Consider the following 20,503-nt stretch of genomic DNA (forward strand, 5'->3'; position numbering starts at 1 on the left):
TCATATAGTATTTTACAAGTGAATCACTTCATCATAGGCATCTGCTACAGCTTCCATAACGGCCTCACTCATAGTTGGGTGTGGGTGAATAGCTTTTAGTACTTCATGACCAGTAGTTTCAAGTTTACGACCTAAAACAGCTTCGGCAATCATATCGGTTACACCAGCTCCAATCATATGGCAGCCTAACCATTCGCCATATTTAGCATCAAAAATAACCTTTACAAACCCATCTTTATTTCCTCCAGCGCTAGCTTTACCTGAAGCCGAGAATGGAAACTTACCAACTTTTATATCGATACCTTGTTCTTTGGCTTGTTTTTCGGTTAATCCTACACTTGCAATTTCTGGAGAACAATATGTACAGCCTGGCACATTTCCGTAGTCAATAGCCTCAACGTGCTGTCCAGCAATTTTTTCGACGCATAAAATACCTTCGGCTGAGGCAACATGAGCCAAAGCCTGACCAGGTGTAACATCTCCAATGGCATAATACCCAGGAATGTTAGTTTGATAATAATCATTAACTAAAATTTTATCACGATCAACAGCAATCCCTACATCTTCTAAACCAATATTTTCGATATTAGATTTTATACCAACCGCAGATAGGACTAAATCGGCTTCTAATATTTCTTCGCCTTTTTTAGTTTTAACAGTGGCTTTAACCCCTGTTCCAGACGTATCAACTTTAGTGACTTCTGAAGAGGTCATAATCTTGATACCACTTTTCTTAAATGAACGTTCTAATTGCTTAGAAACATCTTCATCTTCAACAGGAACTATATTTGGTAAATATTCAACAATAGTAACTTCTGTACCAATAGAATTGTAGAAATATGCAAATTCTACACCAATGGCACCAGAACCTACAACAATCATTTTCTTAGGCTGTTTTTCTAAAGTCATGGCCTCTCTATAACCAATTACTTTTTTACCATCTTGTGGTAAACTAGGCAATTCACGAGAGCGTGCACCAGTAGCAATGATAATATGATCTGCGCTATAGTCTTTGCCATCAACCTCAACTTTCTTTCCGGTTTTTAGTGTGCCATAGCCCTTAATAACATCAATTTTGTTTTTCTTCATTAAAAACTGAACACCCTTACTCATTCCTTCTGCAACACCACGACTACGTTTAACAACGGCATCAAAATCATGACCAGCATCTTTTACTGTAAGTCCGTAATCTTCGGCATGTTTTAAATATTCAAAAACTTGTGCAGATTTAAGTAAAGCTTTGGTTGGTATACAACCCCAATTTAGGCAAACACCTCCTAAACTTTCTTTTTCTACAATAGCTGTTTTAAAGCCTAGCTGCGAGGCTCTAATTGCTGTTACGTAGCCTCCAGGACCACTACCAAGTACTATAATATCGTATTTACTCATGAGTCTATTTTTGTCTAAATTTTAAGGTTACGAAGTTACAAAACCTAATCGTAATATTAAAGGTCATCTGTAAAATGTCTACGACCTTTTTCTTTACTGAATTTTTCTTGGTTGTAAGTACTAGATTTTCCTTTTGGAATTGACAATGACATCCAGTCTTTTCCTTTGAGGAGTTTGCCCAAAAAGACAAGCTGTCCTATATGATATGAGTAATGAGCCAATTGTCTGTTTATGGCTTCTGTGACCGTATGCCCTTGGTTTCTTATATAAATGATTTGCTCTAAGTTCGAATGAGACAATGGTCTTATGGCATCAAATAAACATGCCCATCCTTTATTCCAATACTGTTTTAATTCTTCTTTGGTTTGAAACGTATCTTCAAATTCGCTATCACGATGCCTCCATGCTTTTTCGCCATCTTCGATAAGAAAATTAGTCCATCGACTCAGCATATTACCAACGATATGTTTTACTATTATAGCGATAGAATTTGAATCTTCTACAAACTCGTGTTGTAGTTCTTTAAAAGAAAGCTGATCCATTGTTTTATCACCTAAGGACTTATAGTACTCAAATTGTTTAAGCGTACTACTTAAATAAGAATATTCCATAATAATTGATTTTGTTCCATAAAAATAGCGATACAAAATCTTTAGAACTATATATTGCTATAGTTAGATTTTATATCGCTATAAGTATGTGAATTATTAATCTATTTCTCCGGAACGAACGTTAGAGCATCTCCATTAATGCAATGACGTTTTCCTGTGGTTTTTCTTGGGCCATCATTAAATACGTGTCCTAAATGTCCACCACAAGTGGCACAATGTTCTTCATGTCTTGCGTATCCTAAATTGTAATCTACAGAATATTCTACATTGCCCTCAATTTCTCGGTCAAAACTAGGCCATCCTGTACCAGAATCAAACTTGTGTTCACTTTTAAATAAAGCCGTGTTACATCCTGCGCAATGAAAGGTGCCTTTTCTATATTCTTTATTAAGCGGACTAGAGAAAGAACGTTCTGTACCAGCCTTTCTTAATACATAATATTGCTCGCTAGTTAGTTCTTTTTTCCACTCGGCGTCTGTTTTTGTCACTGGATATACTTTTGTCTCTTTGATATCCTTTTTTTGTGCAGAAGAGTTGCAACTAAAAAATAATGAAATCGTAAGTAATGCTAAAATCTTTTTCATGTTGTTAAATAAAGGTTTTTATTTTTTTTTATGTCGAAATAAAAAGTTTGAACTTACTATTATCAATAAAAATTGAATTTGATGTGACAAAATTCCATAGGTTTGTGTCATAATAAATAGAATCATTTTGTAAATTTAGCTTACACTTAAAATCTCTAAATTATGAACATTAAAAACAATATAGTTGTTATTGGTATTTTAGCATTATTTCTATCATGTACAACAAACCCATTTACAGGAAAAAAGACTTTGGCCTTAGTCCCAAATTCTCAGTTGTTTCCTACGGCTTTTGCGCAGTATGACCAGTTTTTAACTGAAAACAACGTCATTACTGGTACTGCCGATTCAGAAATGATTAAACGCGTTGGTCAGCGTATAGCTGTTGCCGCAGAACGTTGGTTAAATGCAAATGGACATCAAGGCTATTTAGAAGATTATAAATGGGAATACAATCTTGTAAATGATAAAACAGTAAATGCATGGTGTATGCCAGGTGGCAAAATTGTATTCTATACAGGAATCTTACCTATAGCACAAAACGAAACAGGCATTGCGGCAATTATGGGCCATGAAGTAGCGCATGCCTTGGCTAACCATGGACAACAGCGTATGAGTGCAGGAATGCTTCAGCAGTTAGGAGCTGTTGCTGGAAATGTGGCTATTAAAGATGAGCAAACACGAAATATTTTTAATCAGGCGTATGGTGTTGGAAGTAACGTAGGGGTAATGTTACCTTTTAGTAGAAGTCATGAAACGCAATCTGATGAGATAGGATTATACCTTATGGCGATCGCTGGATATAATCCCGATGAAGCCGCCGAATTATGGAAACGTATGAAAGCTAACAGTGGAGGACAAGCTCCGCCAGAATTCTTAAGCACACACCCTTCAAACGACACTAGGATTAGTAATTTACAGCAATGGGCACCAAAGGCCAGAGCTGAAGCCAAGAAGTTTGGAGTAGACTCATTTAGACCTTTAGGTAATTTTTAATTGTAAAGATTAAAAATTATAGTAATTTAGAAGCTGTCCAATAAAGGGCAGCTTTTTTAATTTTATAGTATGGCTAAACTAGAAAAGGGCAGTAAAAAACTGCTTAATGCTTGGGCTTTTTACGATTGGGCAAATTCTGTATACACTCTTACCATTGCATCATCTATATTTCCAATATTTTATTCGGCGTTATTTCTAGGTCAGGTAGAGAAAACAGTTCCCGCTTTTGGAATGGTTTTTAAGAGTACCGCATTAATTACCTACGTTACGGCTTTTACATTTCTAGTTGTAGCATTTACATCTCCAATCTTATCTGGTATTGCCGATTATGTAGGGAATAAGAAAAATTTCATGAAGTTTTTCTGCTATGTTGGTGGATTGGGCTGTATTGGATTGTATTTTTTTAGTATCAATAATATTCATTTAAGCCTTCTATTTTATTTTATGGGCTTAATTGGTTATTGGGGAAGTTTGGTTTTTTATAATTCGTATTTACCAGATATAGCTTTTCCTGAACAGCAAGATGCCATAAGTGCTAAAGGCTTTTCAATGGGATATATTGGGAGTGTTATTTTACTACTTTTAAATTTGGCTATGGTTATGAAACCAGACTGGTTTGGATTTGATATTAGTATCTCTGAAAGTTTAAAGGAAACTGGAACAGAGGCTCAAATTGCCGAGGCTTTAAAAGATGCAAAAGGTAGTGCGTCTATGGAAGCCATGCGTATTTCATTTGTAACGGTTGGATTGTGGTGGATTCTTTTTAGCCAATACACATTTTATATATTACCAAAAGGTGTTTCGAACGGACATAAAGTTACTAAGGCAGTTGTGTTTAATGGTCTTAAAGAACTAAAACTAGTTTGGAATCAATTAAAACAAAACTTGCGTTTAAAGCGTTATCTCGTTGCTTTTTTCGTATTTAGTATGGCAGTACAGACCATTATGCTAGTTGCCGTATACTTTGGAGAAGAAGAAATTGCATGGGGCAGTTCTGATGCCAAAACTCAAGGATTAATTGTGAGTATTTTGGTGATTCAGCTTGTAGCCATATTGGGAGCCGTTTTAACCTCTATAGCATCGTCGAAATTCGGAAATATTAAAACACTCATTGTTATCAATTTTATTTGGATGTCCTTATGTGTTTATGCCTATTTTATGGAAACTCCAGTTCAATTTTATATAGCGGCGTCTTTAGTTGGTCTCGTTATGGGAGGAATTCAAGCATTGGCACGATCGACATATTCTAAATTTTTACCCGAAACGGATGATACCACATCCTATTTCAGTTTTTATGATGTTGCCGAAAAGATTGGTATTGTAATTGGAATGGTGATTTTTGCAACAATCGACCAAATAACTGGTAGTATGCGTAACGCTATATTGTTTTTATTTATCTTCTTTTTTGTGGGTATTGTATTGTTATATCGTGTTCCAAAGGAAAACAAATAGTTAATATATAAGTTCCTTACTTTGAGGAACTTTTTTTTATTAGGGCTCTTAAAATAAATTAGTATGTTTGTACAAACCCAATTTATTGTATTATGAAAAAATTACTTACTCTATTAATCTGCACTGTTGTATTTACATTTGTGTCTTGTGAAGATGAACCTCTTGAAGGTGATTTTGTAACTGGTGGCTTAACCTGTGAAACAGCTATTGCTAATACGGCTCAAGCTGCTTTAAATTTTTTAGGTGTAAATGATGATAATTATACACAATTATGTATCGCTTATCGTAATGCGTTAGAAGCGCAATTACAGGCATGTGGTGATGAAGACGGATCACTTCAAACAGCTATTGATGCGCTTGGCGATTGTACAAATGATGCAGAAGCTACTGAAGTTGAAGGCACTTGGTTGCTTACAGCATGGTTAGGAGAAGAACCAATAGACCTTAATAATGATGGAACGAGTAGTGCTAATTTTTTAGATGAAATGGACTGCTATAATAACGAGACTATAGTTTTTAATAATGATGGTACAGGAGTAGCGATGAGTACATCTTTTGCTGAGATTACTTTTGAAATTGTTGTTGGAACTACAGATGAGTATTCATATACAATTGATTGTATTGATGAAGTTGAAAATACTAATATGACTTGGATACAATCTGGAAATACAATATCGATTACTGATGCCTTTGGAACAACAGATTGGACATTAAGTGGCAACGAATTGTCAATTACAATTCCAGAAGGTTTTGGAACTTCAAATGAAGATGGAACTATAATTATTACACAAGATTTAACTTTAGTATATACGAAGCAATAATATAAACCTCATACATAAAAAAAAGCCACTAAACTTAAACGTTAGTGGCTTTTTTTATAAGTTGTACTAACTAGTTTTCGATACTACCAGATCCAGATACCTTTGTATCTTCCTTTGTAGGATTTCCTCTATATTCTATATCACCAGACCCAGTAACTCTTGCTTTAAAGTTTCCGTTACAAACTACTTCAGCATCACCAGACCCAGTCACAGCAACGTCTGTATTAGTAGCATTGAGATTAAAACCATGAAAATCTCCAGAACCTGTAACTCCAGCCTTTAAATCGGTTGTAGAACCTTTAAGCGTAAGATCACCAGACCCAGTAACTTTACCAGCTACATACTTTGTTTGCACATCTAATACAACATCTCCTGAACCTGAAAGCGACACCTCTAGATTATCTGATGTTATCTTATCTTCATTCCATAAATCTCCTGAACCAGATAATGATACTTTATCAAGATCTTTAAATGGGATGGTAATTTTAATCGTTTTGTTTCTACTTGGGTCTAAATTTTTACCCTTTTGAGTTTTAATAACCAGTTTTCCGTTTTTCACTTCTGTAACTATATATTCTAAGAGATTTGATTCTCCTTCTAATGTGATTTTTCCTTCAGTTCCAGCAACGAGGATATAATCAAAACTTCCAGCACATTTTACAACATCGTAATCTGAAGTTGATCGTGTTACTGTTGTTACGTTTCCGTTGCCTTTTATTTTTTTCCATTGTGCTTGAGAGACCGTAAAGCTCAATAAAGCTGCTATTATTAATATTGAATGTTTCATTGTTCTAAATTTTATTGTGTTGTGTTTAATTTCTTTTAAATGTGACGCTACCATATTCAGATTTAATTCTTATCATATTTCCGCTATTGGCATTCCCATGGTAACCTTGGTAATACTTGTCTGATGATTCGATACGTTTCTTAGTAAATTCGAAATCACTAGCATCGCGTAATGAAGCATATTCTAAATCAATATCAAAACTAAAATTATAACCAGGAGCGTAGCCTATAGTGATGCCATTATAATCGGATTCGATATCTATGTTTCCAGCATTTGCGGCCATTTTTTCAATTTTGATAGAACCATAATCTGCCTTAATACCTACGTTTTTATAAATAGTCCCCAATCTTAAGGTTAGATAATCACCATTACCAACAACGTTGTTTGCGTTACCAATTTTTAATGAACCATAATCGCAGTTATAATTAATATCTTCGGCCAGCTCAATTTCAGACTTGGTATAATCGGCATTGATATCTAGATTTTTAGTTTTTCCCACTGTATAACCACTATAGTCTGCATTGATTTTTCCGCTATTAATGTATTCAAAGTAACAGTTGTTAGAATAATCAAACGATATAGAGTTATTGCTAGCCATAAGCCCTTTAGTCGTTATTTTTCCGTAGTCGCAACTAATATATGCACGTCCTTCTAGTTTGTCTAAATCAATACTTCCATAGTCATTATTAAGGTCAACGTTATTAGTTATTGGCATTTTAATAATGTAATTAATTTCCATATTTACATTGTTGTTTTTGCCCCAATTCCAAATAGACTTAGATTTGTTCTTGCTAAATTTTGTCTTTGCAGAAACCATAGAACTTGTTGCATTAAATTCTACATCAATATCGTCTAGTTTTTTCTGAACCTTCTCAAGATTATTACCATTGGTTTTGATTTTAACTTCAATTGAAATTGTAGAACCTTCATAGGTTGTAATGTTTATGTTTCCGTAACTATTATTAACTTTTAAAGTGGCATCCGAGCTTACAGAAAATTCTTTTTTAATCGTTTTTTCTTTGGTATGTTTTCCATTCCATTTATCATGGACATTATTTGCACATGAGATCGCCGGAATTAAAATAAAAGCGAATATTAACTTATATAGTAGTTGTGTTTTCATTTTGGTTGTTTTTAAATTTTTTAACTTCTTCTATGTGTTCTAAAACAGTTTCTAAAACGTTTATTCTATTTTGAAAATTGGAGATCATTGCATAGATAACACGTTGATCGTTTCCACTTTCGGTTAAATCTATTTTAAGTGATTCATATTCTTCCTCAAGAGTATTTATTTCTCTCATTGCGGTATAAATCATTTGTTCAGTTTCTGGAGAACGTTCTGCTTCTAATAAGGTTAATTCTTGCTCAATTGCTGCCGTAAAAAAGGATTGTGTTTGAGATAATTCTGGAGATACACTCGCCAAATCCATTAACTCCGAATCTTGTTGTTGCATCACTGTAAAAATGCTAAAGCATATCAGTATTGATGCTGCAACTGCCAAAAGAGGTTTCCAATAACTGATTGTTTTCTTAGGCTCACTTATTGCAACTGGATTGTTGAGTTGTTTAAGTTTACCTAAAAACCTGATTTCATGACCAGTGTTAGGCTGCTCCACATCAAAACTGTCCTCCAATGTTTCAAATAAGCTATTAATAGTATCTTTTTTCATAAGTTTATCCTTATCATTATTTATAGATTTCATACGTTAAAATTGAACCAGAGGCTGTAATTTTTGACGCAGACTTTCTTTTGCACGTGAAATCATCGTTCTGCAATTGGCAGATGAAATATTCATTATTTCACAGATTTCATCATAATCGTAACCTTCAATTAAATAGAGCGTTAAGCTCATTCTATAATTATCTTTTAGCGTCTTCATGGTCTCCAGAACCTGATTCGCTTTCAGATTATTAAATTCATAATCTTCGGTTACACCTGAGCAGTCTTCAACTTTATATAACACATCGTCTAAAGGCACATCTTGATATTTGCTACTTTTTTTGTAGTGATATATACTGTTATTGATAACAATTCGTTTTAACCAAGAACCAAATGTTTTAATCTCTTTAAGATTATCCAACTTTGTGAAAGCGGTTAAAAAGGAATCTTGCATGATGTCTTCGGCTTCAAAACTGTCTTTTACAATTCTGTGTGCCGTATTATACATCGCTTTGTAATATCTATTGTAGACCTCCATTTGCGCGTTCTGGTTGCCCGATTTGCAAAGCTGCAATAACTGCTCTATATTTTGATTGGTTAGTGTCAAAAAACAAATGCTTTTATATAGAGATGAAAACGCACTTTGTTTGTTACACTTTTGGTGAAAAAAGTTTTTAATATGTAAACACGTAATGGCATAACTATTGAAATTATATAAAGGTATATAATTGCTAACAACTCATAAGAACTTGATTTTCAGTGATTTCAGCAATTAACTTAATAAATATAAATCTATAGTTCTGTTGTTTTAATGACAGAATGACCAAAAAAATAATATGGCAAAGTCTAAATTTTTAAAGCTTGACAGTTTGTCATTTCAGGATTTTGATGAAAATTCAGAATTAATTCCTTTAATGACACCAGAAGATGAAGCAGAAATAAATAACGAGCTTCTCCCAGATTCATTACCAATTTTACCGCTACGTAATACCGTTTTGTTTCCTGGAGTTGTAATCCCAATTACTGCTGGAAGAGATAAATCAATTAAACTCATTAATGACGCCAATAGTGGAAGTAAAGTCATAGGTGTTGTTTCACAAAAAGATGAAATTGTAGAAGATCCTAATGCTAATGATATTTTCAAAAAAGGGACAGTTGCCCGTATTTTGAAAGTTCTTAAAATGCCAGATGGAAATACAACAATTATTATTCAAGGGAAGAAGCGTTTTGAAATTCAAGATGTCGTTTCTGAAGATCCATATCTTACAGCTACAGTTAAAGATGTTCCTGAAGCTAAACCTGCCACAGAAAATCAAGAGTTTACGGCAATTATAGATTCTATTAAGGATTTGTCTTTACAGATCATTAAGGATAGTCCTAACATTCCTACGGAAGCCTCTTTTGCGATTAAGAACATCGAAAGCAATTCGTTTTTAGTAAACTTTGTGTCTTCTAATATGAACCTTTCTGTAAAGGAGAAACAAGAGTTATTAGAGATTAATGATTTAAAGGAACGTGCCTTAGCAACTTTAAAGTACATGAATACAGAGCTCCAAAAATTGGAACTTAAAAATGATATTCAGTCTAAGGTTCAAAGTGATATGAACCAACAACAGCGTGAATATTTCCTACACCAACAAATGAAAACCATTCAAGAAGAACTTGGAGGAGGTGTATCGTCTGGTGAGGAGATAGAGGAGATGCGTCAACGTGCTAAGACTAAGAAATGGGACGATAAAGTAGCCGAACACTTTAATAAAGAGCTGGCGAAAATGCAACGTATGAATCCGCAAGTTGCCGAATACTCTATTCAACGCAATTATCTAGACTTATTTCTTGACCTACCATGGAATGAATTTAGCAAAGATAAATTCGATTTAAAACGTGCCATGAAAATCTTAGATCGTGATCATTATGGTTTAGACGATGTTAAAAAGAGAATCATTGAATATCTAGCAGTTTTAAAATTGCGAAATGATATGAAGTCTCCAATACTTTGTTTATATGGACCTCCAGGCGTTGGGAAAACCTCTCTTGGGAAATCGATAGCCGAGGCTTTAGGACGAGAGTATGTAAGAATGTCTTTGGGAGGTTTACGAGATGAAGCCGAAATACGAGGTCATCGAAAAACATATATTGGTGCAATGCCTGGCAGAATAATTCAAAGTTTGAAAAAGGCAGGAACCTCAAACCCTGTTTTTGTTTTGGATGAAATTGATAAACTTTCAAATACACACCAAGGAGACCCATCGTCGGCTTTACTTGAAGTATTAGATCCAGAACAAAATAGTGAGTTCTATGATAACTTCCTTGAAATGGGATTTGATTTGTCTAAGGTAATGTTTATTGCAACGTCTAATAGTTTAAATACCATTCAGCCAGCTTTAAGAGATCGTATGGAAATTATTAATGTTACTGGATATACTATAGAAGAGAAAGTAGAGATAGGGAAACGCCATTTGTTGCCTAAGCAATTAACAGAGCATGGATTGTCTGAAAAACACCTGAAAGTTGCAAAACCACAACTTGAAAAAGTGGTAGAAGGTTATACTAGAGAGTCTGGTGTTAGAGGATTAGAAAAACAAATAGCTAAACTTGTACGTCACGCGGCTAAGAATATTGCAATGGAAGAAGATTATAACATAAAAGTAACAAACGAAGATGTTATAGACGTGTTGGGAGCTCCGCGATTAGAACGTGATAAATATGAAAATAATAATGTTGCTGGAGTAGTGACAGGATTAGCTTGGACAAGCGTAGGAGGAGACATCTTATTTATTGAGTCCATACTATCTAAAGGAAAAGGGAACCTGACTATTACAGGTAACCTAGGAAAAGTGATGAAAGAATCGGCTACTATCGCTATGGAATATATAAAAGCCAATGCTGATGAATTTGGAATTGATTCTGAGGTTTTCGAAAACTATAATGTTCATATTCACGTCCCTGAAGGGGCGACTCCAAAAGATGGTCCTAGCGCAGGTGTGACTATGTTAACTTCTTTAGTATCTTTGTTTACACAGCGCAAAGTCAAAAATAGTTTGGCGATGACCGGTGAAATTACTTTAAGAGGTAAAGTGTTACCAGTTGGCGGTATCAAAGAAAAGATACTTGCCGCTAAGCGTGCCAGAATTAAAGAGATTTTGTTATGTGAAGATAACAAGCGTGATATTGATGAAATTAAGCCAGAATATTTAAAAGGGCTTACGTTTCATTATGTCAAAGACATGAGTGATGTCTTAAAGCTTGCACTAACAAATCAAAAAGTTAAAAATGCTAAAACGCTTTAAATTAATAGTAACTGTTATTGTGCTTACAGCTTCAACTTTTGGAGCTGTTGCACAAACAGAAACTTATAAAGATGTTCTTCTCAACGGAAAGCCAGCTAAACTTAACACTAAAACAGGTGAAATTGTTTTGGTTGGTTCGAAGTCGGTACAATCAAAAGAATCAAAAAAAGATAGTACAGCCCAAAAAACTGAAATTCAATCTAATTTAATTACCAAGAATACTAAGACAGGAGTAAAAGATAGTACATTGGTAATTGTAACAAAAAGACCAGACACGCTAGCTGAGTATTTTAAAAATCAAAAGGTCGTTGTATACAATGATAGTCTACAAACAGAAAGAACTGTTTTTACCGCAACACGTTCAGATAGCATAACGACCACTAAAACTACTAATAAAACCCCTGAGCTTAGTACTTCAGAGAAGGCGCAAAAAGCAACCACCTTAGTATATGATACGTCTTCAAGCAGTACAGAAGATGATACCGATTCAGATTATCATATGGTGAAACGAGGAGAGACCTTATACGCTTTGTCTAAACAATATAATGTAAGTTTAGGAGAACTTAAGCGTGCTAATAATTTGGAAACAACACTTATAAAAATTGGTCAGAATTTAAGAGTGCGCAACTTGGACGAACTTTATAATACTAACATTTGGATTGTTTCAAAAGGAGACACTTTATATAGTATTGCAAAAAAGACTAATACGACTGTTGCAGCTATTAAAACCTTAAATGACTTACGTAGTAATTTGATTAAGGTTGGACAAAAACTACAGTTAAAATAGAATTCATTCGTTTTAAAAAAATAAAATAGACATATAGGCGTTTTAAGATAGATTTAGTTACTTTGCACACTTATATGCTAAAGAAAATTGCCACTATTTTTTGCCTGTTGATAACAACTACTTTTTTTGCCCAAGTAGGTGGCGAATCTACGTATCAATTTCTCAACTTAATCGCATCACCTCGACAAGCTGCTCTAGGAGGAAAGGTAATTACTAATTATGATTATGACGTTACTGGAGGATTATTTAATCCAGCAACTATAAATGCCGAAATGGATAATCAGTTGGCAATCAACTATTCTAGCTATTTAGGAGGTATTAGTTATGGGTCTGCGGCATATGCCTACACTTGGGATAGACATGTTCAAACTTTGCATGTTGGAATGACCTATATTAATTATGGAAGTTTTGATGGTTATGATCTTAATGGTGTCTCAACAGGAACATTTACGGGTAATGAAGCGGCATTATCGGCTGGATATGCTTATCAGATTCCATTTACCGATTTTTATTTGGGCGCTAATTTAAAACTCATTACGTCCAAATTAGAGCAATACAATTCTATTGGTGTGGCTACAGATTTAGGCGCCATGTATATCAATGAGCGTTTAGAGTTTCAAATGGCGCTAGTTGTTAGAAATCTTGGAACTCAAATTGTAACATATGCTGGTCAGAATGAAAAATTACCACTAGAAATTAATTTAGGTTTATCACAAACCTTAGAAAACATGCCGTTACGCTGGCATTTAACTTTTGAAAACTTGCAAGCTTGGCCAATTCGGTTTTCTAATCCTTCGAGAGCTACTACAGATTTGGACGGTAATCAAACACAAGAAAAGGTTGGTTTTTTAGGAGAATTATTACGACATACCATAATTGGTGCAGAGCTATTTCCTGATAGAGGTTTCAATATTAGAATGGCTTATAACTTTAGGAGAGCAGAAGAATTACGTATCTTAGAACAACGAAATTTTTCAGGATTATCATTTGGCGTAGGTATTAAACTTAATAAAACGCGATTTAGTTATACACATGCGAGGTATTCTGGTGCTAGTAATGCCAATTTTTTCGGGGTACAAATAGATTTAAGATAATGACTAAAATTACTATTGCCATAGATGGGTTTTCATCCACAGGAAAAAGTACTGTTGCGAAACGCTTAGCTAAAGCGTTGGGTTATGTATATGTAGATTCGGGAGCGATGTATCGTGCGGTAACATTATTTGCCATGCAAAATGGATTTATTGAAACAGATTGTTTTGATAGTGATGGCCTGATATCTCAATTAGAAAACATAGAGATTAGCTTTAAATTTAATGAGACCTTAGGTTTTGCCGAAGTTTACCTTAATGGAGAAAATGTAGAATCTAACATTAGAACACTAGAAGTATCTCAGTTTGTAAGTTTGGTTTCTACTGTTTCTGAAGTAAGAGAGCAATTAGTTAAGCAACAACAAGGTTTTGGAAAAGATAAAGGGGTAGTTATGGATGGCCGCGATATAGGAACCGTTGTATTTCCAGATGCTGAGTTGAAAGTATTTATGACAGCTTCAGCAGAAAAGCGTGCGCAACGACGTTATGAAGAACTTATAGAAAGAGGTGATGATGTTTGTTATGACGATGTGCTTCAAAATGTCCAAACAAGAGATCGCATAGACTCTACAAGAGATGATTCGCCATTAGTGATGGCAGAAGATGCTATGAAGGTAGACAATTCTAATATGTCCCTTGAAGAGCAATTCCAAGTGGTTTTAGAACTTTCAGAAGAAAAAATAAAATTAAACCAAAAAAAAAGCGACACTAGGCCGCTTTAATTTTCGATATACCAAAAAGTCTATAAATTTGGAATAATTAATTCTTGATCTGGATAAATTAAATCAGGGTTCTTCAAGATATCACTGTTAGCAGCAAAGATGTCTTTGTACTTCATCGCATCACCATAATAGTGTGCTGCAATTTTACCCAAAGTTTCACCGCTTTGTACAGTATGTCTTGCATATACAGATTCATCTGCTACTGCAATGTCTGCCATAATATCACTAGGGTTGTCACCACCAGCGGCTTTGATTGCATCCCATAAAAGGTTTTTTTCGTATTGAGTTTTTGCTGTTCCAGTTACTTTTAATACGCCATTTTCTTCTTTCACATCACCATTTTCGATGTTTAATGATTCTCCTAGGTCTAATACACTTTGGTATTTTGATCTTACCATAATATTTATTTTTAATTTTAGTGTTAATACTATCGTAAATATACCAATTTATGTGCCAAAAATTAAAGCTCAATTGTAAGATTTTTTAACATTTTTACATTCTGAAATTCAAATGGTTAGACAATGTCATATTTATTTTGTTTTATAGTAAATAAAGCGTATTTTTGCACTCCTTTTAGCGAATCTTGGGAAGATAAAGGGAACAAGTAATTATAAATAATAACGCTTCTGTGTGTTATCGCTTAATTCTTTCTAAACATACAGAATACAAATTTTATTCAGCACATGTCTGAAAAAGAAACAAAACAAGCTGAAGTAGCAACTACTGAAGCTCCTAAAACTGAAGCTCCTCAAGTATCAGAGGCTCAGGCAAATCCAGAAAAATTCTTAGAAGATTTCAATTGGCACAATTACGAAGAAGGAATTGATCCTGTTGATGACAAACAATTAGAAGAATTTGAAAAATTAGTATCAGAAAATTTTGTAGATACTTTAGATGATGAAGTTGTAGAAGGTGAAGTCATCCACATTACTGATCGTGATGCTATTATCGACATTAACGCTAAATCTGAAGGTGTAATTTCTCTTAATGAGTTTCGTTACAATCCAGATTTAAAAGTTGGTGACAAAGTAGAAGTATTAATTGATGTTCGTGAAGATGCAACTGGTCAATTGGTATTATCTCACAGAAAAGCTCGTGTAATTAAAGCATGGGATCGTGTAAACAATGCACACGAAACTGGTGAAATCGTTAATGGTTTTGTAAAATGCAGAACTAAAGGTGGTATGATCGTTGACGTATTTGGTATTGAAGCATTCTTGCCAGGTTCTCAAATTGATGTAAAACCAATTAGAGATTACGACCAGTACGTAAATAAAACAATGGAATTTAAAGTTGTGAAAATCAACCACGAATTCAAAAACATTGTTGTCTCTCATAAAGCTCTTATTGAAGCCGATATTGAGGAACAAAAGAAAGAAATCATTGGTCAATTAGAAAAAGGTCAAGTATTAGAAGGTATCGTGAAGAACATTACGTCTTACGGTGTGTTTATTGATCTTGGTGGCGTTGACGGATTAGTTCATATCACAGATTTATCTTGGTCTAGAATTAATCATCCAAATGAAATCGTAGAATTAGACCAAAAATTAAACGTGGTAATCTTAGACTTTGATGAAGATAAGTCTAGAATCCAATTAGGTCTTAAGCAATTAAGCAAACACCCTTGGGAAGCTTTAGGAGAAACTGTAAAAGTTGGAGATAAAGTAAAAGGTAAAGTTGTTGTTATTGCAGATTATGGTGCATTTGTTGAAGTAGAAGAAGGTGTAGAAGGATTAGTTCACGTTAGTGAAATGTCTTGGTCAACACATTTACGTTCTGCTCAAGATTTCGTATCTGTAGGTGATGAAATCGAAGCTGTAATCTTAACGCTTGATAGAGAAGATCGTAAAATGTCTCTTGGTATCAAACAATTAACTCCAGATCCATGGACAGATATTACGTCTAAATATCCAGTTGGTTCTAAGCACTCTGGAATTGTACGTAACTTTACAAACTTTGGTGTTTTTGTTGAATTAGAAGAAGGTATCGACGGATTAATTTATATCTCAGATTTATCTTGGACTAAGAAAATCAAACATCCTAGTGAGTTTACAAATGTAGGTGATAAGTTAGATGTTGTTGTATTAGAATTAGATGTTGAAGGACGTAAATTATCTTTAGGTCACAAACAAACAACAGATAACCCTTGGGATAAGTATGAAACTGAGTTCGCTTTAGGAACTACGCATACTGCCGAGATTGCTGAAATCGTAGACAAAGGTGCTACTATCAATTTTAATGACGACATCGTTGCATTTGTACCATCTCGTCACTTAGAAAAAGAAGACGGAAGCAAATTAAAGAAAGGAGAATCTGCAGACTTCAAAATCATTGAGTTCAACAAAGAATTCAAAAGAGTTGTAGCCTCTCATACTGCTATCTTTAAAGAAGAAGAAATGGCAAACGTAAAAGCAGCTGTTAAGAAGCAAGAAGCTCAAGCAGCAGAAGCAAAACCAACTTTAGGTGATGCTAATGATGCTTTACAAGCGCTTAAAGATAAAATGGACGGGAAGAAATAATTCCTTAAGTTTTTAAATATTAAAGCCTCTCATTTTTTGAGAGGCTTTTTTTATTGACTTACAAAACGATTGCAAACCCTAATTTTTTAACTTAACTTTGTCCACCAAACACGTTTGGAAACCATATGAGTCAAAAAGTTTTACTTAATGCTAAAGAGGTAAACATCATTCTTCATCGATTGGCTTGTCAACTTATTGAAAATCACAACGACTTTTCTAACACTGTTCTTATTGGATTACAGCCTAGAGGGAAATATCTAGCAAATCGTTTAGCTACGATGCTAAAAGAAGATTATAAAATTAAAAATATCCAACTAGGACACTTAGATATTACGTTTTTTAGAGATGACTTTAGACGCGGTGAAAAGATCTTAGAAGCCAATACTACGGAAATTAATTTCATTGTTGAAAACAAAAATATCGTTTTTATTGATGATGTGTTATATACAGGACGAAGTATTAGGGCAGCTCTAACAGCCATTCAATCGTTTGGAAGACCAAATGAAATTGAATTGTTAACGTTGATTGATAGACGTTTTAGTAGGCATTTACCAATTCAACCTAATTATAGAGGTCGTCAAGTAGATGCTATAAATGAAGAAAAAGTGAAAGTAAACTGGGCTGAAAATGAAGGAGAAGACTCGGTATATTTGATAAATAATTAATAGTTATGAGCGAATTAAGTGTTAATCACTTATTGGGAATTAAATACCTTAATAAAAAGGATATTCAATTAATTTTTGAAACTGCAGATCATTTCAAAGAGGTGATTAATAGACCAATCAAAAAAGTGCCTTCGCTTAGAGATATCACGATAGCTAACTTATTTTTTGAAAATTCTACACGAACCAAGCTGTCTTTCGAACTGGCTGAAAAACGCCTTTCGGCAGATGTTATTAATTTTTCGGCATCGCAATCTTCAGTAAAAAAAGGAGAAACTTTAATAGACACCGTAAACAATATTTTATCCATGAAAGTAGATATGGTGGTGATGAGACATCCTAATCCAGGAGCAGGAGTGTTTTTATCCCAACATGTTGATGCCAGTATAATTAATGCTGGTGATGGTGCGCATGAACACCCAACCCAAGCCTTGTTAGATAGTTACTCTATTAGAGAACGATTGGGCGAGGTACGTGGTAAAAATGTGGTTATTGTTGGTGATGTTTTGCATAGCCGTGTTGCCTTGTCAAATATTTATGCCTTACAATTACAAGGTGCCAATGTTATGGTGTGTGGTCCAAAAACCTTACTTCCAAAATACATAAAAGATCTAGGTGTTAAGGTTGAAACCAATTTACGAAAAGCACTAAATTGGTGCGATGTCGCTAATATGTTACGTGTACAAAATGAACGTATGGATATTAGTTATTTCCCCTCAACAAGAGAATATACACAACAATACGGAGTTAATAAAGCATTACTAAATTCTTTGGATAAAAAGATCACAATTATGCATCCAGGACCTATAAATCGTGGAGTAGAAATTACTAGTGATGTGGCAGATTCTGACCAAGCCATTATTTTAGACCAAGTTCAGAATGGTGTGGCCATTAGAATGGCTGTGATTTATTTATTAGCTTCCAAAATAAAACACTAAGATTATGATTTTTGATAAAACGGGAAACACAACCATAATCACCCAAGAAAAGGAAACGACCATCGAACTCGTAAAGAAAATTGACGTTCTGTATGAACGCTATAAAAACAATAATATCGTCGTTTGTCTCACCACTTTGAAACAGGTGATGTTATCTGATATTGTAGAATTTTTGCAGTTATCAAATAAACACCGAAGAGCAAAACATTCATTTGTTGTGGTAACTGAAAAGGCGAATCTCAATGAAATTCCAGATGAAATAGTCGTTGTGCCTACGCTACAAGAGGCCTACGATATTATTGAGATGGAAGACATAGAACGTGATTTAGGATTTTAAATGAACAAAAGAATAACTATTTATAACGACCAGATGTTTGATGCTATTTATCAGGTGTTATTCTTTTTGCTATCGCTCATTCCTTTGTTTTCATTTGAAAACATATTTGAAAACGACTTATTGAACAAACTTCTTCATTACCTATTAATTGCAGTTGTGATTTCTGTTATTAAAATATCTAAGCGCATTTCTATACATAATGGTGTTGTTGAAAAGGATATTCACATGTTGTTTTTAGGTTCTATAAAAACAATTCAACGCTTTCCAATTTCTGAAATAGAAGAAATATATTTAAACCAAAACGAAGAACGATATTTTGAAATTTCAACTAAAAGGAAACATGGACCAGATTTTATCTTCAGTACATTACCAAATAAAAACCCAGCATTAAAACAATTAGAGGTGATCAAAGCACACTTTAAATTCACTTAATTTTTTACAATTTGAAATTAACTATACTTGGTTGCTATAGCGCCACACCACAAATACATACCAATCCAACAGCTCAGGTTCTTGCTATTAAGAATCATACTTTTTTAATAGATTGTGGAGAAGGAACTCAAGTAGAATTACGTAGAAACAAGGTGAAGTTTGGTAGAATAAAACACATTTTTATTTCTCACTTGCATGGCGACCATTGTTTTGGATTAGCAGGTTTAATTTCGACGTTTAGACTATTAACACGTGAAGCCGATTTACATATTTATGCACCAAAAGGTTTAAAAGAGGTTATTACATTACAAATGAAATTGTCTAATTCTTGGACGAATTTCAAATTGATATTTCATGAGTTATCAGCGACGTCTTCAGAATTAATTTTTGAAGATGATAAGGTAGAAGTCTATACAATACCTTTAGATCACCGCATTTATACTAACGGATTTCTATTTAAGGAAAAAATAGGAGAGCGAAAACTCGACATGAATGCTGTTTTAAATGCAAACATTGATGTAGCCTACTATAGAAAATTAAAACAAGGTTCGGATGTGCCTGATAATAGTGGTAATATGGTTGATAATGCATCAGTTACTTTAGACCCGAAACCACCAAAGAGCTATGCATTTTGTAGCGATACCGCATATAATGAATCGATACTTCCTATCATAAATGGCGTGGATGCGCTTTATCACGAATCTACATTTATAGAAAAGAATGAATCTTTAGCCTTGCCAACCAAACATTCTACAGCTAAACAAGCAGCAACAATAGCTAAAAAAGCTAATGTTGGGCAATTAATTTTAGGACATTATTCTACGCGTTATGATGATTTAAGTGTGTTTAAAACAGAAGCTGCAAGCATTTTTCCAAATGTAGAATTGGCTAAAGACGGAAAAACATTTGAATTTTAAAAAATAACTAAAAAACCGAGCATGATATTATTCATGTTTAAACTCTTTGCTGAACTCGTTTAAGTTTGACATCCATTCAATAGCCTCATCAAGACTGTGACAACGCTTTAAACTTTTCTTAAAAAAGTGCTTTTCTAATGACGAATTAAGATAGCTAAAGTCATTATAAGTTACAATAGCACTTGCTACCAAGAAATCGTATTCGTTGTTAAAATCGAGCCATAATTGAGGCTCGAAAGAATAGGAGTTGATACGATTGGCAATATATCCAACTTTAATCCCTTTTCTAATATCTTCTGAAAAAGCGTTTATCAATTCACTGGCAATCGTGTAATCTACATGAATGCCTTCGTTTAATTCAGAAATGACAAAATATCTTGTAATATAAATTGTTCCGAAAGGAAAATCTACTTTTTTATATCCTAAAAGTTTAGAATATTTACTGTTTTCAAATTTCATTAGAAGGGATTATTGCTTAAATTTATATGAAAAATATAAGCTGGGAAAAGAA

Annotated in this window: 22 protein-coding genes; 13 read left to right on the top strand and 9 right to left on the bottom strand. The window is 34.0% G+C overall.

Annotation, left to right across the window (positions count from 1 at the left end; genetic code table 11):
• Nucleotides 1–12 precede the first annotated feature (12 nt).
• The 3 genes from lpdA to msrB all read right to left on the bottom strand — a co-directional run bounded on the left by lpdA (nucleotide 13) and on the right by msrB (nucleotide 2,584).
• Nucleotides 13–1,389: a dihydrolipoyl dehydrogenase gene (gene lpdA, locus Q0893_RS14760; protein WP_299277036.1), complete on the bottom strand. Its 1,377-nt coding sequence runs from the start codon at nucleotides 1,387–1,389 to the stop codon at nucleotides 13–15.
• A gap of 56 nt (nucleotides 1,390–1,445) precedes the next feature.
• Nucleotides 1,446–2,000, bottom strand: coding sequence for a DUF1572 family protein (locus Q0893_RS14765; protein ID WP_299277039.1), 555 nt, complete (start codon nucleotides 1,998–2,000; stop codon nucleotides 1,446–1,448).
• A gap of 101 nt (nucleotides 2,001–2,101) precedes the next feature.
• Nucleotides 2,102–2,584 carry a peptide-methionine (R)-S-oxide reductase MsrB gene (gene msrB, locus Q0893_RS14770; RefSeq protein ID WP_298902765.1) on the bottom strand — a complete coding sequence of 161 codons (483 nt, stop codon included), beginning with the start codon at nucleotides 2,582–2,584 and terminating at the stop codon, nucleotides 2,102–2,104.
• Between the two features lie 162 nt (nucleotides 2,585–2,746).
• On the opposite strand from msrB, the gene Q0893_RS14775 reads away from it, so the two are divergent.
• The 3 genes from Q0893_RS14775 (at nucleotide 2,747) to Q0893_RS14785 (ending at nucleotide 5,850) form a co-directional block, all read left to right on the top strand.
• Nucleotides 2,747–3,577: a M48 family metallopeptidase gene (locus Q0893_RS14775; RefSeq protein ID WP_298902764.1), complete on the top strand. Its 831-nt coding sequence runs from the start codon at nucleotides 2,747–2,749 to the stop codon at nucleotides 3,575–3,577.
• Between the two features lie 69 nt (nucleotides 3,578–3,646).
• A complete protein-coding gene (locus Q0893_RS14780) occupies nucleotides 3,647–5,029 on the top strand; it encodes an MFS transporter (RefSeq protein ID WP_298902763.1) in 1,383 nt (460 codons plus the stop codon).
• Between the two features lie 92 nt (nucleotides 5,030–5,121).
• Nucleotides 5,122–5,850, top strand: a complete 729-nt coding sequence (locus Q0893_RS14785; RefSeq protein ID WP_299277044.1) for a hypothetical protein — start codon at nucleotides 5,122–5,124, stop codon at nucleotides 5,848–5,850.
• A 70-nt stretch (nucleotides 5,851–5,920) separates the two neighbouring features.
• Here Q0893_RS14785 and Q0893_RS14790 read toward each other — a convergent pair whose 3' ends face one another.
• From Q0893_RS14790 to Q0893_RS14805, 4 genes are read right to left on the bottom strand one after another with little or no spacing between them, the layout of a single operon-like run.
• The gene (locus Q0893_RS14790; protein WP_298902761.1) at nucleotides 5,921–6,637 is read right to left on the bottom strand and encodes a head GIN domain-containing protein; all 717 of its coding nucleotides are present in this window, start codon (nucleotides 6,635–6,637) and stop codon (nucleotides 5,921–5,923) included.
• Nucleotides 6,638–6,662: 25 nt separating this feature from the next.
• Nucleotides 6,663–7,760 carry a hypothetical protein gene (locus Q0893_RS14795; protein ID WP_299277046.1) on the bottom strand — a complete coding sequence of 366 codons (1,098 nt, stop codon included), beginning with the start codon at nucleotides 7,758–7,760 and terminating at the stop codon, nucleotides 6,663–6,665.
• A complete protein-coding gene (locus Q0893_RS14800) occupies nucleotides 7,738–8,340 on the bottom strand; it encodes a hypothetical protein (protein ID WP_299277048.1) in 603 nt (200 codons plus the stop codon). Before Q0893_RS14800 ends, Q0893_RS14795 begins: the two co-directional genes overlap by 23 nt.
• Before the next feature lie 3 nt (nucleotides 8,341–8,343).
• Nucleotides 8,344–8,904 (bottom strand): RNA polymerase sigma factor, encoded by a 561-nt coding sequence (locus Q0893_RS14805; RefSeq protein WP_299277050.1) that lies wholly within the window; start codon nucleotides 8,902–8,904, stop codon nucleotides 8,344–8,346.
• Nucleotides 8,905–9,133: 229 nt separating this feature from the next.
• On the opposite strand from Q0893_RS14805, the gene lon reads away from it, so the two are divergent.
• The 4 genes from lon (at nucleotide 9,134) to cmk (ending at nucleotide 14,187) form a co-directional block, all read left to right on the top strand.
• A complete protein-coding gene (gene lon, locus Q0893_RS14810) occupies nucleotides 9,134–11,587 on the top strand; it encodes an endopeptidase La (RefSeq protein ID WP_299277052.1) in 2,454 nt (817 codons plus the stop codon).
• Entirely contained in the window at nucleotides 11,571–12,374 is an 804-nt protein-coding gene (locus Q0893_RS14815) for a LysM peptidoglycan-binding domain-containing protein (protein ID WP_299277054.1), read from the top strand. Before lon ends, Q0893_RS14815 begins: the two co-directional genes overlap by 17 nt.
• Nucleotides 12,375–12,448: 74 nt before the next feature.
• Nucleotides 12,449–13,468: a type IX secretion system protein PorQ gene (gene porQ / locus Q0893_RS14820; protein ID WP_298902751.1), complete on the top strand. Its 1,020-nt coding sequence runs from the start codon at nucleotides 12,449–12,451 to the stop codon at nucleotides 13,466–13,468.
• Nucleotides 13,468–14,187: a (d)CMP kinase gene (gene cmk / locus Q0893_RS14825; RefSeq protein WP_299277057.1), complete on the top strand. Its 720-nt coding sequence runs from the start codon at nucleotides 13,468–13,470 to the stop codon at nucleotides 14,185–14,187. The genes porQ and cmk overlap by 1 nt, the downstream gene beginning before the upstream one ends.
• Nucleotides 14,188–14,207: 20 nt before the next feature.
• On the opposite strand, the gene Q0893_RS14830 is transcribed toward cmk, so the two are convergent.
• The gene (locus Q0893_RS14830) at nucleotides 14,208–14,585 is read right to left on the bottom strand and encodes a LysM peptidoglycan-binding domain-containing protein (protein ID WP_298902748.1); all 378 of its coding nucleotides are present in this window, start codon (nucleotides 14,583–14,585) and stop codon (nucleotides 14,208–14,210) included.
• 285 nt (nucleotides 14,586–14,870) lie between these two features.
• Here Q0893_RS14830 and rpsA point away from each other — a divergent pair, with 285 nt between their 5' ends.
• The 6 genes from rpsA (at nucleotide 14,871) to Q0893_RS14860 (ending at nucleotide 19,992) form a co-directional block, all read left to right on the top strand.
• On the top strand, nucleotides 14,871–16,706 hold the full coding sequence (gene rpsA, locus Q0893_RS14835) for a 30S ribosomal protein S1 (protein WP_298902747.1): 1,836 nt from the start codon (nucleotides 14,871–14,873) through the stop codon (nucleotides 16,704–16,706).
• 125 nt (nucleotides 16,707–16,831) lie between these two features.
• Nucleotides 16,832–17,371, top strand: a complete 540-nt coding sequence (pyrR, locus tag Q0893_RS14840; protein WP_298902746.1) for a bifunctional pyr operon transcriptional regulator/uracil phosphoribosyltransferase PyrR — start codon at nucleotides 16,832–16,834, stop codon at nucleotides 17,369–17,371.
• Between the two features lie 5 nt (nucleotides 17,372–17,376).
• Nucleotides 17,377–18,306: an aspartate carbamoyltransferase catalytic subunit gene (locus Q0893_RS14845; RefSeq protein WP_298902745.1), complete on the top strand. Its 930-nt coding sequence runs from the start codon at nucleotides 17,377–17,379 to the stop codon at nucleotides 18,304–18,306.
• Nucleotides 18,307–18,310: 4 nt separating this feature from the next.
• On the top strand, nucleotides 18,311–18,643 hold the full coding sequence (locus tag Q0893_RS14850; RefSeq protein ID WP_298902744.1) for a ribonuclease Z: 333 nt from the start codon (nucleotides 18,311–18,313) through the stop codon (nucleotides 18,641–18,643).
• Nucleotides 18,644–19,075 (top strand): hypothetical protein, encoded by a 432-nt coding sequence (locus Q0893_RS14855; protein WP_298902743.1) that lies wholly within the window; start codon nucleotides 18,644–18,646, stop codon nucleotides 19,073–19,075.
• A gap of 11 nt (nucleotides 19,076–19,086) precedes the next feature.
• Nucleotides 19,087–19,992 carry a ribonuclease Z gene (locus Q0893_RS14860; RefSeq protein WP_299277062.1) on the top strand — a complete coding sequence of 302 codons (906 nt, stop codon included), beginning with the start codon at nucleotides 19,087–19,089 and terminating at the stop codon, nucleotides 19,990–19,992.
• Between the two features lie 27 nt (nucleotides 19,993–20,019).
• Here Q0893_RS14860 and Q0893_RS14865 read toward each other — a convergent pair whose 3' ends face one another.
• Complete coding sequence (locus tag Q0893_RS14865) at nucleotides 20,020–20,451, bottom strand: hypothetical protein (RefSeq protein WP_299277064.1); 432 nt, start codon at nucleotides 20,449–20,451, stop codon at nucleotides 20,020–20,022.
• Nucleotides 20,452–20,503: the final 52 nt, after the last annotated feature.

The organism is uncultured Psychroserpens sp., from assembly GCF_947494225.1.
GTDB lineage: Bacteria > Bacteroidota > Bacteroidia > Flavobacteriales > Flavobacteriaceae > Psychroserpens.

Excerpts from the sequence above, each read along its gene's own strand:
- lpdA (WP_299277036.1), bottom strand. The coding sequence starts at position 1,389 with ATGAGTAAATACGATATTATAGTACTTGGTAGTGGTCCTGGAGGCTAC.
- Q0893_RS14765 (WP_299277039.1), bottom strand. The coding sequence starts at position 2,000 with ATGGAATATTCTTATTTAAGTAGTACGCTTAAACAATTTGAGTACTAT.
- msrB (WP_298902765.1), bottom strand. The coding sequence starts at position 2,584 with ATGAAAAAGATTTTAGCATTACTTACGATTTCATTATTTTTTAGTTGC.
- Q0893_RS14775 (WP_298902764.1), top strand. The coding sequence starts at position 2,747 with ATGAACATTAAAAACAATATAGTTGTTATTGGTATTTTAGCATTATTT.
- Q0893_RS14780 (WP_298902763.1), top strand. The coding sequence starts at position 3,647 with ATGGCTAAACTAGAAAAGGGCAGTAAAAAACTGCTTAATGCTTGGGCT.
- Q0893_RS14785 (WP_299277044.1), top strand. The coding sequence starts at position 5,122 with ATGAAAAAATTACTTACTCTATTAATCTGCACTGTTGTATTTACATTT.
- Q0893_RS14790 (WP_298902761.1), bottom strand. The coding sequence starts at position 6,637 with ATGAAACATTCAATATTAATAATAGCAGCTTTATTGAGCTTTACGGTC.
- Q0893_RS14795 (WP_299277046.1), bottom strand. The coding sequence starts at position 7,760 with ATGAAAACACAACTACTATATAAGTTAATATTCGCTTTTATTTTAATT.
- Q0893_RS14800 (WP_299277048.1), bottom strand. The coding sequence starts at position 8,340 with ATGAAATCTATAAATAATGATAAGGATAAACTTATGAAAAAAGATACT.
- lon (WP_299277052.1), top strand. The coding sequence starts at position 9,134 with ATGGCAAAGTCTAAATTTTTAAAGCTTGACAGTTTGTCATTTCAGGAT.
- Q0893_RS14815 (WP_299277054.1), top strand. The coding sequence starts at position 11,571 with ATGCTAAAACGCTTTAAATTAATAGTAACTGTTATTGTGCTTACAGCT.
- porQ (WP_298902751.1), top strand. The coding sequence starts at position 12,449 with ATGCTAAAGAAAATTGCCACTATTTTTTGCCTGTTGATAACAACTACT.
- cmk (WP_299277057.1), top strand. The coding sequence starts at position 13,468 with ATGACTAAAATTACTATTGCCATAGATGGGTTTTCATCCACAGGAAAA.
- Q0893_RS14830 (WP_298902748.1), bottom strand. The coding sequence starts at position 14,585 with ATGGTAAGATCAAAATACCAAAGTGTATTAGACCTAGGAGAATCATTA.
- rpsA (WP_298902747.1), top strand. The coding sequence starts at position 14,871 with ATGTCTGAAAAAGAAACAAAACAAGCTGAAGTAGCAACTACTGAAGCT.
- pyrR (WP_298902746.1), top strand. The coding sequence starts at position 16,832 with ATGAGTCAAAAAGTTTTACTTAATGCTAAAGAGGTAAACATCATTCTT.
- Q0893_RS14845 (WP_298902745.1), top strand. The coding sequence starts at position 17,377 with ATGAGCGAATTAAGTGTTAATCACTTATTGGGAATTAAATACCTTAAT.
- Q0893_RS14850 (WP_298902744.1), top strand. The coding sequence starts at position 18,311 with ATGATTTTTGATAAAACGGGAAACACAACCATAATCACCCAAGAAAAG.
- Q0893_RS14855 (WP_298902743.1), top strand. The coding sequence starts at position 18,644 with ATGAACAAAAGAATAACTATTTATAACGACCAGATGTTTGATGCTATT.
- Q0893_RS14865 (WP_299277064.1), bottom strand. The coding sequence starts at position 20,451 with ATGAAATTTGAAAACAGTAAATATTCTAAACTTTTAGGATATAAAAAA.